The organism is Pseudoxanthomonas winnipegensis, from assembly GCF_004283755.1.
In the GTDB taxonomy this organism is placed as follows: Bacteria; Pseudomonadota; Gammaproteobacteria; order Xanthomonadales; family Xanthomonadaceae; genus Pseudoxanthomonas_A; species Pseudoxanthomonas_A winnipegensis.
This window is the reverse complement of record NZ_SHMH01000003.1, coordinates 397,151-409,803: the sequence shown is the minus strand read 5'-3', so window position 1 is coordinate 409,803 and position 12,653 is coordinate 397,151. Positions and strand designations below refer to the sequence as shown.

13 protein-coding genes and 1 tRNA gene are annotated in these 12,653 nt (G+C 70.0%); 2 read left to right on the top strand and 12 right to left on the bottom strand.

Features of this window, described 5'->3' with window-relative positions; all coding sequences use genetic code 11:
- Positions 1-19: 19 nt before the first annotated feature.
- Genes hisH through EAT51_RS08265 form a run of 6 tightly spaced genes read right to left on the bottom strand, consistent with a single transcriptional unit; the run spans position 20 to position 5,369 of the window.
- On the bottom strand, positions 20-622 hold the full coding sequence (gene hisH / locus EAT51_RS08290) for an imidazole glycerol phosphate synthase subunit HisH (RefSeq protein WP_130561504.1): 603 nt from the start codon (positions 620-622) through the stop codon (positions 20-22).
- The gene (hisB, locus tag EAT51_RS08285; RefSeq protein WP_130561503.1) at positions 619-1,695 is read right to left on the bottom strand and encodes a bifunctional histidinol-phosphatase/imidazoleglycerol-phosphate dehydratase HisB; all 1,077 of its coding nucleotides are present in this window, start codon (positions 1,693-1,695) and stop codon (positions 619-621) included. Before hisB ends, hisH begins: the two co-directional genes overlap by 4 nt.
- Positions 1,692-2,795, bottom strand: coding sequence for a histidinol-phosphate transaminase (gene hisC, locus EAT51_RS08280; protein ID WP_165422701.1), 1,104 nt, complete (start codon positions 2,793-2,795; stop codon positions 1,692-1,694). The genes hisB and hisC overlap by 4 nt, the downstream gene beginning before the upstream one ends.
- Positions 2,792-4,123, bottom strand: a complete 1,332-nt coding sequence (gene hisD / locus EAT51_RS08275; RefSeq protein WP_130561502.1) for a histidinol dehydrogenase — start codon at positions 4,121-4,123, stop codon at positions 2,792-2,794. The genes hisC and hisD overlap by 4 nt, the downstream gene beginning before the upstream one ends.
- Positions 4,120-5,034 (bottom strand): ATP phosphoribosyltransferase, encoded by a 915-nt coding sequence (gene hisG, locus EAT51_RS08270; protein WP_130561501.1) that lies wholly within the window; start codon positions 5,032-5,034, stop codon positions 4,120-4,122. The genes hisD and hisG overlap by 4 nt, the downstream gene beginning before the upstream one ends.
- Positions 5,035-5,045: 11 nt before the next feature.
- Positions 5,046-5,369 (bottom strand): YerC/YecD family TrpR-related protein, encoded by a 324-nt coding sequence (locus tag EAT51_RS08265; protein WP_130519675.1) that lies wholly within the window; start codon positions 5,367-5,369, stop codon positions 5,046-5,048.
- 156 nt (positions 5,370-5,525) lie between these two features.
- On the opposite strand from EAT51_RS08265, the gene EAT51_RS08260 reads away from it, so the two are divergent.
- Positions 5,526-6,794 carry a hypothetical protein gene (locus tag EAT51_RS08260; RefSeq protein ID WP_130519673.1) on the top strand — a complete coding sequence of 423 codons (1,269 nt, stop codon included), beginning with the start codon at positions 5,526-5,528 and terminating at the stop codon, positions 6,792-6,794.
- 369 nt (positions 6,795-7,163) lie between these two features.
- Here EAT51_RS08260 and hisS read toward each other — a convergent pair whose 3' ends face one another.
- Positions 7,164-8,546 (bottom strand): histidine--tRNA ligase, encoded by a 1,383-nt coding sequence (hisS, locus tag EAT51_RS08255; RefSeq protein WP_130561500.1) that lies wholly within the window; start codon positions 8,544-8,546, stop codon positions 7,164-7,166.
- Positions 8,547-8,699: 153 nt separating this feature from the next.
- Between hisS and EAT51_RS08250 the strand changes: the two genes are divergently transcribed.
- Positions 8,700-8,776: transfer RNA gene (locus tag EAT51_RS08250), tRNA-Pro, on the top strand.
- Between the two features lie 110 nt (positions 8,777-8,886).
- Here EAT51_RS08250 and EAT51_RS08245 read toward each other — a convergent pair.
- From EAT51_RS08245 to EAT51_RS08225, 5 genes are all read right to left on the bottom strand, one after another.
- Positions 8,887-9,186 (bottom strand): LysR substrate-binding domain-containing protein, encoded by a 300-nt coding sequence (locus EAT51_RS08245; protein ID WP_130519669.1) that lies wholly within the window; start codon positions 9,184-9,186, stop codon positions 8,887-8,889.
- Between the two features lie 171 nt (positions 9,187-9,357).
- On the bottom strand, positions 9,358-10,086 hold the full coding sequence (locus EAT51_RS08240) for a glycosyltransferase family 2 protein (RefSeq protein ID WP_130519667.1): 729 nt from the start codon (positions 10,084-10,086) through the stop codon (positions 9,358-9,360).
- Positions 10,083-10,685, bottom strand: a complete 603-nt coding sequence (locus tag EAT51_RS08235; RefSeq protein WP_130519665.1) for a class I SAM-dependent DNA methyltransferase — start codon at positions 10,683-10,685, stop codon at positions 10,083-10,085. The genes EAT51_RS08240 and EAT51_RS08235 overlap by 4 nt, the downstream gene beginning before the upstream one ends.
- A complete protein-coding gene (locus EAT51_RS08230; RefSeq protein ID WP_130519663.1) occupies positions 10,682-11,440 on the bottom strand; it encodes a PIG-L deacetylase family protein in 759 nt (252 codons plus the stop codon). Before EAT51_RS08230 ends, EAT51_RS08235 begins: the two co-directional genes overlap by 4 nt.
- Positions 11,428-12,432: an acyl-CoA dehydrogenase family protein gene (locus EAT51_RS08225; RefSeq protein WP_130519661.1), complete on the bottom strand. Its 1,005-nt coding sequence runs from the start codon at positions 12,430-12,432 to the stop codon at positions 11,428-11,430. Before EAT51_RS08225 ends, EAT51_RS08230 begins: the two co-directional genes overlap by 13 nt.
- Positions 12,433-12,653: the final 221 nt, after the last annotated feature.

The window sequence follows — 12,653 nt, the reverse complement described above, 5'->3', positions numbered from 1 at the left end:
CAAGGTGCGGGCGCGGGCATCAGGCCAGGCCGTATTCGATGAAGTTATGCAGCAGGCGCGCGCCGGTGGCGGCCGAGCGCTCGGGGTGGAACTGCGCGCCGGCCACGCGGCCGCGCTGCACCACCGCCGCGAAGGTCTGGCCGTGCGTGGTCGTGCTCAGGCAGTCCTCGCCGACCGGCGCGGCGTAGCTGTGCACGAAGTAGGCCTGGTCCTGCGCGCCGATGCCGGCGGTCAGCGAGGCCGCGCGCGTCGGGGTGAGCGTGTTCCAGCCCATGTGCGGCACGCGGATGCCGTCGGCCACGGGCAGCTTGCCGACGCGGCCGGCCAGCAGGCCCAGGCACGGGGTGTCGTCCTCTTCGGAATGTTCGAACAGCACCTGCATGCCCACGCACACGCCCAGCAGCGGCGCCTCCAGCGAGCGTAGCGTGTCGATCAGGTCCAGTTCGCGCAGCCGCGCCATCACCTGCGCCGCCGCGCCGACGCCAGGCAGGATCACCCGCTGCGCGCTGCGGATCACCTGCGCATCGGTGGTCAGCTGCGCCTCCACGCCCAGCCGGCCCAGCGCATAGCGCACCGAGCCGATGTTGGCGCCGCCGGCATCGATCAGGGCCAGCGCGGTCACAGCGCCCCCTTGGTCGAGGGCAGCTCGGAGCCTTCGCGCCGGATCGCCTGGCGCAGCGCGCGCGCCAGCGCCTTGAAGCAGCCCTCGACCTGGTGATGGTCGTTGTCGCCGCGCACCTGCAGGTTAAGGTTGAGCCCGGCCGCATCGCACAGCGAGCGGAAGAAATGCGGCACCAGCTCGGTCGGCATGTCGCCCACGCGCTCGCGCTTGAACGCGCCGTCGAACACCAGGTACGGCCGCCCGGAGAAGTCCAGCGCCGCGCTGACCAGGCATTCGTCCATCGGCAGGGTGAAGCCGTAGCGGCCGATGCCGCGCTTGTCGCCCAGCGCCTGCCTCAACGCCTCGCCGAGCGCCAGCGCGGTGTCCTCGATGGTGTGGTGCTCGTCGATGTGCAGATCGCCGGTGGTCTGGATCTGCAGCGCGAAGCCGCCGTGCTTGCCGATCTGCTCGAGCATGTGGTCTAAGAACGGCAGGCCGGTGTGGATCTTCGGCTCGGCCACCTTGTCCAGGTCGAGCTCGACCAGGATGTCGGTCTCCTTGGTCTTGCGCCGCACACGCGCCGTGCGCGGCTTGTCGGCCAGCGCATGGGCGATGCCGGCCCAGTCCCACTCCCCGCCGAACTGCGCGGTCTTGAGCTGGAAGCCGCGGATGCCCAGGTTCTCGGCGAAGCGGATGTCGGTCTCGCGATCGCCGACCATGGCCGAGCCGTCCAGGTCGATGCCGCGATCGCGCAGGTAGTGCATCACCAGGCCCAGGCCGGGCTTGCGCGTGGGCGCGTTGTCGGCCGGCCAGCTGCAGTCCACCAGTACCTCGCGGAAGGTGATGCCCTGGCTTTCGAAGATCTGCAGCATCAGATCGTTGGGGCCGTCGAAACGTTCGCGCGGATAGGCTTCGCTGCCCAGCCCGTCCTGGTTGGTGACGATAACGAACTGGAAGCCGGCATCGCGCAGCTTCAGCAGCGCCGGGATCACACCCTTGACGAAGCGCAGCTTCTCGTAGGCGTCGATCTGGAAGTCGGCCGGCTCCTCGATCAGGGTGCCGTCGCGGTCGACGAAGAGGATCTTCTGGCTCATGCGGCCACCGCCTGCGCATTGAGCGCGGCCAGGACGCGGGCGTTCTGCTCGGGCGCGCCGATGGTGATGCGCAGCGCATCGCCCAGCTGCGGCGCGGCGCGCTGGTCGCGCACCACGATGCCGGCGGCCAGCAGCGCGCCGAAAGCGCCTTGCGCATCGTCGAAGCGCACCAGGAGGAAGTTGGCGTCGGAGGCGTACACGCGGCGCACGCCGGGCAGGACCGACAGCGCCGCGGCCAGCCGCGCGCGCTCCTCGATCACCGTGGCGATGCGCGCGCGCGTGGCCGCCAGGGCGGCCGGCGACAGCCCAGCCACGGCCAGCTCCGCGCACGGCGTGGGCACCGGATACGGCGCCTGGCAGGCGCGCAGCACGGCCACCAGGCGCGCATCGGCGATCACCACGCCCACGCGCGCGGCGGCCAGGGCGTGGGCCTTGGACAGCGTGCGCAGCACGGCCACTTCCTGATAGCGCGCCCGCAGGGTCAGCGCCGAGGGCACTTCCGAGAACTCGCCGTAAGCCTCATCGACCACCACCAGCGCGCGGCCCTGCAGGCGCTGCAGCAGCGCCTCGATCTCGGCCAGCGGGATCGAAGCGCCGGTCGGGTTGGCCGGCGAGCACAGGAACACGAGCTTGGCGCCCTGCTCCAGCACCGCCTGCGCGATCGCGTCGAAATCCGGCGCGAAGCCGTCAGGCCCGTCGACCAGCGGCGCCTCGATCAGCCGCGCATCCTGCAGGCGCGCGCTGACCGCGTACATGCCGAACACCGGCGGGGTGACGACCACCGCATCGCGCCCGGCCACGCACAGCGTGCGCACCAGCAGATCGATGGCCTCGTCGCTGCCGCGGCCGATCAGCAGTTCCTCCGGCGCGCAGCCGTATAGGCCGGACAGTGCGGCCTTCAGCGCGGCCGGCTGCGGATCGGGATAGCGGCGCGAGGTCGCGCTGGCGTCGGCCGGATTGCTCCAGGCGCTCTCGTTGGCGTTGAGCCAGACATCGCCGCGCAGGGCTTCGGTGCGGGCGGACTTGTAGCCGCCGAATCCGCGCAGGTCCGGGCGGACCAGGTCGAGCGGATCGCGGGGCATCGGATCGGGCGCGCTCATCGGGCCGCCTCCGCCAGGCGCAGACGCACGGCGTTGGCGTGCGCCTCCAGGCTCTCGGCCTCGGCCAGGGTCACCGCGGAGGGCCCGATCGCCAGGATGCCCGCCGCACTGGCCGACTGCACGCTGACGAAGTTCTGGAAGCTGGCCACGGACACGCCGCTATAGGCGCGCGCCGCGCCGCTGGTGGGCAGCACGTGGTTGGTGCCGCTGCAGTAGTCGCCCAGCGCCTCGGGCGTGTAGTCGCCCAGGAACACCGAACCTGCCGCCTCGACCCTGGGCAGCCACACGCGCGGTTCGCGCAGGGCCAGGATCAGGTGCTCGGGCGCGTAGCGGTTGCTGATGGCGAAGGCCTCCTCCAGCGTCCGCACCTGGACCAGGCGCGAGGCCGACAGCGCGCGGCGCGCGATGTCCGCCCGCGGCAGCGCGGCCAGCTGCGTGGCCAGCGCGGCCTCGACGCGATCCAGCAGGCCGGCATCGTCGGACAGCAGCAAAACCTGCGAATCCGGACCGTGCTCGGCCTGCGACAGCAGATCGGCGGCGACGAAGTCGGCATTGGCGCCGGCATCGGCGATCACCAGCACCTCCGACGGGCCGGCCGGCATGTCGATGGCGGCCGCACCGCTCTGCGCGACCTGCTGCTTGGCTTCGGTGACATAGCTGTTGCCCGGGCCGAACAGCTTGTCGCAGGCCGGCACCGGCCCGGCGCCGTAGGCCATTGCGGCGATGGCCTGGGCGCCGCCGAGCACGAACACCCGGTTCACGCCGGTCAGGCGCGCGGCGACCAGCACGGCCGGATCGGCGGTGCCGTCCTTGCGCGGCGGCGTGCACAGCACCACCTCGCGGCAGCCGGCCAGCTGGGCAGGCACGCCGAGCATCAGCGCGGTCGAGGGCAGCGGCGCGCTGCCGGCCGGCACATACAGGCCGACCCGGCCGATCGGGCGGATCACGCGTTCGCAGACCACGCCCGGCGCGGTCTCCACCGCATACGGCTGCGCCATGCCGGCCTTGTGGAAGGCGGTGATGCGCGCGGCGGCCTCGACCATGGCCTGCTTCAGCGCCGGGTCGATGGCGGCTTCGGCAGCCGCGAATTGGTCCTCGCCGACTTCGAAGGAGGCCGGCGCGGCGCTGTCGAAGCGCTGGGTGATCGCGCGCAGCGCTTCCAGGCCACCGCTGCGCACCTCGTCGATCAGCGCGGCGACGGTGCGGCGGGTCTGCTCGGCCACGGTCTGGGCCGGGCGCTCCAGGGTCTGCGCCTGGGCCTGGGCATCCAGCGCGTTCCAGACGATGCGCTGCGCGTTGGGGGATTCGGGGCGGAGATTCGCGTTCATGCCAGCGAGCGCTCCACCGACAGCACCATCAGGCCGCGCGCGCCGGCGCGTTCGAGTTCCTCCAGCTGCTGCCAGCTGATGGCCGTGTGGCACATGGTCTGCAGCGAGATGCCCTCGGCGTGTTCGCCGGGCAGCTGCACCAGCGGCTCGGCATCGGCCAGCAGGCGGCTCAGCGCGGGCACGGTGTCGGGCGCGGCGCGGAACATCAGCAGCTTGCTGTCCTTGAGCTTGAGCACGCCGTCCATGCGCCGCAGCAGCATCGCCGACAGGTCGGCGCGCGCATCGTTGAAGCCGCGCACCGGCCCGGCCAGCACGGCCTCGCTTTCCAGCAGGGTCTCCACCGGCTTGAGCTGGTTGGCCTTCAGCGTCGCGCCGCTGGAGACCAGGTCGCAGATCAGATCGGCGGTATCGAGCTTGGGCGCGATCTCGACCGAACCGGACAGCTCGACCACCGCGGCCTCCACGCCGCGCGCGGACAGCCACTGGCGCAGGATCGCCGCATAGCTGGTGGCGATACGCAGGCCCTGCAGCTGCTGCGCGCCCTGCCATTCCCAGCTCTCCGGGATGGCCAGCATCAGCCGGCAGCCGCCGAAGCCCAGCCGACGCACCTCGCGATACGCCGGCGACAGGCCGATCTCCAGGCGCGCATTGGCCTGCTCGTCCAGCTCGTTGCGGCCGACGATGCCGTAGTCGCACACCCCATCGGCGATCAGGCCGGGGATGTCGTCGTCGCGCACCAGCAGCAGGTCCACGGGCAGGGATTCGCCGTAGCAGAACAGCTTGTCGCGGCTCTCGCGCCAGCTCAGGCCGCAGGCGGCCAGCAGGCTGCGCGCCGGGTCGGCCAGGCGGCCGGATTTCTGGATGGCGATGCGCAGACGGTCGCGCGTCGCGTTGGCAACGATGGGAGGCATGGCAGAGAACTTCAGTGAGAGGCGGTGGTGCGCGACTGCTGGCGGCGCAGGGCGGCGGCATAGCCGCCGGTGCCGGTTTCCAGCGTGCGCGCCACGCGCCCGATGGTGGTGACGCTGACCTCGGTCAGCTCGTGGATCTCGCGGTAGGGCACGCCCTTGAGCAGCAGCGGCACCACGCGCCAGCGATCGGCCATGGCTTCCAGCTCGGCGGGCGTGCACAGATCGACCAGGAACGCGCGCACTTCCTCCGGCTTGGTCAGACCCGCCAGCGCGCGCGCCAGCGACTGCTGGGCCAGGCTGGTGGTCTTCTCGTCGGTCTCGGTGCGGCGCTTCATGGATGTCTCAATGTATTAACGCGCTATCACATTAGCACATTCACACGGATCAGGACAACCCGCCGCCCGGCCGTACGATGAACCCCCTCCCCGGCCGCGCTAGGATCTGGCTCGGGAACCCGGCCCACCCGGCCGATTCGCGACAAGGAGTCCGCCATGCCCGTCCTTCGCTCCGCCGCCCTTGCCGCCGCGCTGGTAGCCGGAGTCCTGTGCAGTCTCGGGGCATCCGCCCGCATGCCCGAGCCCAGCGTCGCGGCTGCGCCCGAGGCACCGGCGGACGTGCGGCCGCCTCTGGACAGCCGCGCCAAGCTCGATGCCTGGCTCAGGGGCCACCGGGGCAACCCCAGCCCGCTGGACGCGTTCAGCGCCGGTGGCCGGCAACGCTTCCTGGCGGGACTGGGTTACGGGGAACGCGGCGTCGTGTCCCTGCCGTTCGAGGACCTGACCTGGGAGCTGGATCAGGCGCAGGCCCAGGCGGTGCTCACCCTTCTCGGCCTGGGCGACGACCCGATCGCCACCACGCTCAGGACCGATCCCGTCCCGCCCGCATGGCGCGGGGATCGCAAGACCCCGAGCGACATCGATCAGCGCTACACGCAGTACATCGAGATGACCGGCGCTGTTGCGGAAGGCGATGCGTTGACGCGTGCGCGGCACATGGACGCCCTTTATCGCCAACTGTTTCCCAAGACGCTGGTCGAGCAGGCCGACAAGCTGACCGATCCAGACCTCCTGCTGCTCGCCCGCGCCGCGGCCAACGCTGCCGGGAGCGGCAGCGATCAGTCGGCGACCCAGGATCTGCTCGCGCTGCTGGTTCTGCTCGAGCAGCGCGGGATGGAACGCGGTTCGTTGATTCAGGATGCGCAGCGCGCCTTGTTGGCCTCAGGGAAGCTCGACGATGCGCGCGCGCTGGCCACGCAGCATCCCACCATCGCCTTGGCCTCGATCCCCGCCGTCGGCACGCCCGCCGATGCCCTGCCCACCGGCCCGCGTTGGTGGCGCCTGTCCGCCGATGCGACCCGCATGGACGCCGAATCCGCCGACCTGGCCCAGACGCAGATCCTGGTCCTCGCCGGCTGCCACTTCTCCGTGGATGCGGCGCAGGACATCGCGGCCGATCCAGAACTGGGCCCGGTCTTCGCCAGGCATGCGCATTGGCTCGGCCAGCCACCGGGCGTGGAAGACCTCGACGCCTGGAAGGGCTGGAATGCGAAATTCCCCGGCACACCGATGTACCTCATCACCCAGCGCAGCGACTGGACGCTCTTGCCCGCCTGGCGCATGCCGACCTATGCCATCGTCCGGGACGGCAAGGTCGTGGACCAGGCCAGCGGCGCGTTCCGGAACGTCCCCGACAGACGCCTTGCGCTGATCGAGATGCTGCGCCGCCATGGGCTGATGCCGCCGGCGGGCAGCAAGGACTGATCGCACTTGATGCCCGATGCCTCTGTGGGAGCCGCCATGGCGGCGATGAGGCTTTCCCGACAAGGCCTCATCCTGAAGCTGACATTTTTTCGGTAGAGCCCCATCGCCGCCATTGGCCGAAAAGGCCACAAGGGCGGCTCCTACCTGTAGAGCGGAGCTTGCTCCGCTGCGTTTCGACCGGATCATCGGCAAGCCCCAGCGGAGCAAGCTCCGCTCTACAAGGAGGCTGCGGCTTGATCTGAGAGACGGTTGCTCCCACCGAGCGCGGCCACTTCGCTAAAGGAAAAGGGCGCCGACGGCGCCCTCTTCTTGTTCCAGCTTCAGCCGATGCCGGCAACCAGCGCCGGCCTGGCCCAACGCAGTGCGCGATCAGCGACCCGCCAGCGCGCTCACCTGCGCCAGTTCCACGCGCAGCGTAGTGGCCAGCTCCTCGCGCGGGACCTCGAACTGCAGTTCGCGCACCAGGTCCTTGACGGTGACCACGCCGCGGGCCAGTTCGTCCTCACCGGCCAGGGCGACGAAGCGGATGCCGGCGCGCGAGGCGTACTGGAACTGCTTGCCGAGCTTCTTCGGTTCCATCTGCACTTCGGTGTTGATGCCGCCGGCGCGCAGGCGCTGGGCGATGTCCAGCGAATCGGGCAGCTGCGCCTCGTCCATCAGCGCCACCAGGGCCTGCACGCTGCTGACGTCGGCTTCCTGGATCAGCCCGGCCTCGCGCAGCTGCCAGAACAGGCGCGTCAGCCCGATCGAGATGCCCACGCCCGGCAGCCTGGACTTGCTGTAGTGGCTGGCCAGGTTCTCGTAGCGGCCGCCCGAGCAGATCGAGCCGATCTGCGGATAGGCGTCCAGCTGGGTCTCGTAGACCGTGCCGGTGTAGTAGTCCAGGCCGCGGGCGATGGAGAAGTTCAGGCAGTACGCGCTTTCCGGCACGCCCAGCGCCTTGACCAGGGTCAGCACCTCGCGCAGCTCGGCGATGCCCTCGTTGAACACCGCGCTGCCCTGCCCCAGGTGGTCCAGCTGCGCCAGCGCATCGTCGTGGCCGGTGGAGCGCACGGCGACGAAGGCCAGGATCTGTTCGACCACCTCACCCGACAGGCCGAAGCCTTCGCCGGTCAGCGTCTCGCGCACGTAGTCGGCGCCGCGCTTGTCCAGCTTGTCGACCTCGCGCAGCACCAGCATCTGCGCCTGGCCGTCGGCCACGCCCAGGTTCTCGAAGAAGCCGCGCATCAGCTTGCGGTTGTTGAGCTGCACGGTGAACGCGCCGATCTGCAGCTCGGAGAAGACCGCGTGGATCACCGCCAGCACCTCGGCATCGAAGCGGATGCTCAGCTCGTCCTTGCCGATCACGTCGATGTCGCACTGGTAGAACTCGCGGAACCGGCCGCGCTGGGCGCGCTCGCCGCGATACACGCGCTGCATCTGGTAGCGCCGGAACGGGAAGGCCAGCTCGTGCTCGTGCTCGGCCACGTAGCGCGCCAGCGGCACCGTCAGGTCGAAGCGCAGCGCCAGCTCGGGCAGGCCCTCGTTGGCCTGGGCCAGCGCGCCGGTGGACTGGGCGAAATACACCTGCCGCTCGGTCTCGCCGCCGGATTTGGTCAGCAGCACCTCGGACAGCTCGAACACCGGCGTCTCCACCGGCAGGAAGCCGAAGCGCTCGTAGTTGCGGCGGATCGTGTCCAGCATGCGCTGAAAGGCGATCTGGTCACGGGGCAGCAGCTCCATGACGCCAGGCGGCGTGCGCGGCTTGATCAAGCGGGTGACTCCGGCGGAACGTGGGGCCGCATATTCTATGCGCCGGCGCGGCTCGCGGCAGCGCCCGCCACGCGCGAAAACCCCATCGATGCAGATCGATGCACATCCCCTCTTGCCGACCCGCCCGCCTTTGCCTAGAATGCGCGGCTCCTTCGGGGTGTAGCTCAGTCTGGTAGAGCGCTACGTTCGGGACGTAGAGGTCGCAGGTTCGAATCCTGTCTCCCCGACCATTTGCAAGTGGTCTTGATCAAGCCGCCCATGAGGCGGTTTTTTCATGTCTGGCCTCAGCCAAGGGGTGCGCATCGCATGCGCATCGATCGACAAGCGATCCGCGCGGCCGTCAGACCGCAGGCCCGTTCCGGATCAGGTCGGCCAGTGCGGCAACCGCCTGCGAGGCGGCGGCCTCGCTGCTTCCTTTCCACAGATTGAGCGGAATGGCGCGCCGACTGCCGGCGCCCAGGGTCAGCGGCACCAGCGCGCCGGTGGCCAGATCCTCGTGAATCAGGTCGATTGGCAGCCAGCCGAAGCACAGGCCACGTCGAACGGCGTCGGCTGCGCCTTCTACGGTGTTCATCAGCCAGACGCGCTGATTCGGCGGCCGCACCGACTCGAACTGCGCGCCACGGATCTCGGCCAGCACATGCCTGACCCATGCCGATGCGCTGCTGGCGCGGCACGGGCTGAAGTGCTCGCCTTACACCACGTAAGGCCTCGGGTTTACGCGTTCCTCGTCAGTTCTCTCGGCGCCATGGCACTGCAAGCTCGATCGCGCGCCTGCAAGAAGCCAAATCGAATCGATGGCAGCGCGGCGCTACCCTTCGGCCTCGGTCGCATTGCGCACAGGCTGCCCGTGGATGGGAGCCAAAGGCTTGGCCTGGGCCTGCATCAGGGACAACTCGAGCCGCTGCAGGAACTGCGAGAAGCCGCCGCTCGCCTTGGCCTGGCGCCTGGCGCTGGTGCGCACGACCGGGTACGGCGACCAGGCGATGCGGGCGCCGAAGGCCTGCAGGGCCTTGACCAGGGCGACATCCTCGCTGCTGGTCGCGTCGGAGAATCCGCCGCAGCGCAGATAGCTGGCGACGCTCACACCCATGTTGGCGCCGTGGATGCGGCCATGATCCACGCCCACCGGCTCGGAGGCCTCGAAGGCGCAGGCGGTTCCGGGCGCATAGTCCAGCCAGTCGCTGACTTCGACCACGCCGCAGAAGGCGTCGGTCTGCAGGGCGCGCTGCTGAAACAGCCAGTCGCTCGGCACCTCGGAGTCCGCATCGGTGATGGCCAGCCAGTCCGCGCCCAGTGCGATGGCGCGCTCGGCCGCCGTGGCGCGCGCCAGCCCGACGCCGCCGGGCATGGGCACCTGAATCACGCAGGCGCCGAAGGACGCCGCGATGTCGGCCGTCGCGTCTATGCATCGATCCGATGCCACGACCACGATGACCGCTTCGTCGAGTTCCGGGTGGTTCGCCGCATGGCAGACCGACGCCAGGCAACGGCCGATCACCTCGGCCTCGTCATGCGCGGGGATCAGGACCGCGATCACCGTAATCCTTCCTGCTGAGCCACTGAAAGCGGCCGGCCCGCCCAGGCTTCGAGCAGGAAGTCGCTGTCCTCGTAGCGATAGGCCAGCGGCAGGGACAGCAGCTGGCCGATGCAGCGATGCACCTCGGTCCCGTCCTGGCAGGCTTCCTCGAACGGGTGCCGCCAGTGACAGGCCACCAGCAGGCCATCGGGGGTGAGCGCGTCCTGGGTCTGTTCGACCAGATCCTTCAGCTCTTCCGGCTGCAGGTAGTAGCCGACCTCGCTCACGACGATGAGATCGAAGCTGCCGCGCGGACAATCGCGCGGATGGCAGGCCTGGATGACCTCCACGTTGGCGCAGTCGGCGACGCGCTGCCTGGCCTGCTCGACCGCCTCGGCCGCCATGTCGGTGGCCAGCAGCTGTTCGCAACGCTGCGCCAGGCAGTGGGTCGTCTCGCCGTTGGAGCAGCCCAGCTCCCAGCCACGCGCGAAGCGGGCCCGCGGCAGCGTCGCCATCAGGATCTCGCGCTTGCGGGCCTCGTACCAGCGGGTCCGGTAACCGAATGGATCCAGATGCTGATAGAGGGTGTCGAAATAGTGCGCGCGTGCCTGGGCACTCATGGGATGAAGACCTCGAAGGGGCGCTGGAACCGGGCCAAGGCCCAGTCCGGCAGGATGGGATCCGCGACCGGCGGGCTGACCGCGCCGATCTGCGATGCGAAGGCTTCGATGGCGTGGCACTTGGCCTGCAGGATGCGGGCGGGAAGCGGCATCCGCACGGCATGACGCAGGAAGACGCTGGGCGCCGGGCCGTCCCAGTGCCAGGCCCAGACCGGGTACTGCACGAGTCGCGCGCTTCGCGCAGCGCACGCCTGGATCGCGGCCTGCGCGCAGGCCTCGTGGTCCGGGTGGCCGTCGTGCGCGTAGGTGACCAGCACCAGGTCGTTGGGTGAAAGCAGATCGGCGAGCCGGTCGGCGACCTGCGACACGCTGGCGCCGATCCTGCCGTCGCCGACGTTCATCCGGACGATGCTGGCCGGCACGACATCCAGCCTGCCCAGGGCCTCGACCAGCTCGCGCTGACGTACCTGCGACAGGCGCTCGGGGCACCACGCCGGCTCGCTCGGATAGGCCGCCTCGCCATCGGTCACCGAGACCACCAGGACCGGCATGTCGCTACTGCGGGCCAGGGCCATGGCGCCGCCGCAGCCCAGCACCTCGTCGTCCGGATGCGGTGCGACCACGACAAGACGCTCGGCGCCCTGAAAGAGTTCTTCAGGCGCGATGGATGCGAGCGCTGCCAGCGCGGGTGAGCTCGCCCACTGGCGTTCGCTCAGCCCCTGCCCCGCGATCTGCACCGTGCTCAGAGCGTCCATGCGCCCTCCGCCTGGTGCAACGCCTCCCCGAGCCACTGCTCGTCGCGCTGTCCGTGACATTGGCGGATGAAGGCCTGCAGATCCGCGCAGCGCTGGGCATGCTCGGCATCGGTGCACAGCGAGGCCGGTCCCAGCGCCAACGCCGCGCGCTCCATGACATCGCGGCAGACCCGGTCCACGAAGCAGCGCACCCCGGTGACCGCATACCGGTGGCTGTCCTGTGGCTGGCGGTCGATGTCGCGCGCGAGCTGGCGGAGCATCAGCTGCGCGGCGGTCAGCTGCGCATCGATCGCGCCGAGGTGAGCGGCGCAGAACGGGTTCTTCGACACGCCAGGCGAGCGGCGCACGCGCTCTGCGATCGCGGTCGCCGCGCCGAACCAGCACGCCGCGATGCCCGCACCGCCGTGCCAGAAGCCGGGTCGTTCCAGATAGAACTCCGGCGTGCTTACCAGGCGGGCGGCAGCTGCGGAGAAGTGTCCCTCACCGGTGGGAACGCCGACCATGCCCGGGCCCGACCACTGACTGGCATCGAGGCGGAACGTGCCCGGCGCCAAGGTGATGGCAGCCAATGGGCGGCGATCGTCGTGGGCGACGGTCACCAGCGCGTGGCTGATCAAGCCCTGCGGGCCGCTGCACCAGGGCTTGATCCCGCTGACGCGGCCTGCGTGCGCGTCATAGCGGACGGTTTCGGTCGGGCCGCCGGCGGCCCAGACCGCCCAGAGGGTGTCCGCAGGCGGGCGCGGTTCGCCGGCCTCGGCGAGGATCGCCAGCGCGTCGTAGTGCGCCTCCATCACCTTGACCAGCGGCAGGCTCTCGGCGCCGAACCGGGCAAGCGCACGCCAACGCTCCAGCGTTTCGCCGCCACCCGGCCTGGGCAGGTCGGGCGTCTCGCGGATCTGGCGCCGCACGCGCGAGGCGAGCCAGTCCGATCCGGAAGTGTCAAAGGACGCGACATGCAACGCCGTCGCGTGGGAAGTGTTGGCACCTGACATAAATCTGAAACTAGGTGGACACTTGTATATCGCGCGTGATCCGCCAGCGGCACGGCTCATCGGAGGCTAACGCTTTGCGCGCATACGTCCGTATGGTGCGTCGCCCGCGCATTTCATCTCCACGCCTGGATATCCAGCTTGTGTGGTTTCGCTAACGCATTGCCTGCTGCACGGCGATGTTCCGCCGACTGCCGCGCAGCACATCCGACCTGATGGTCCGC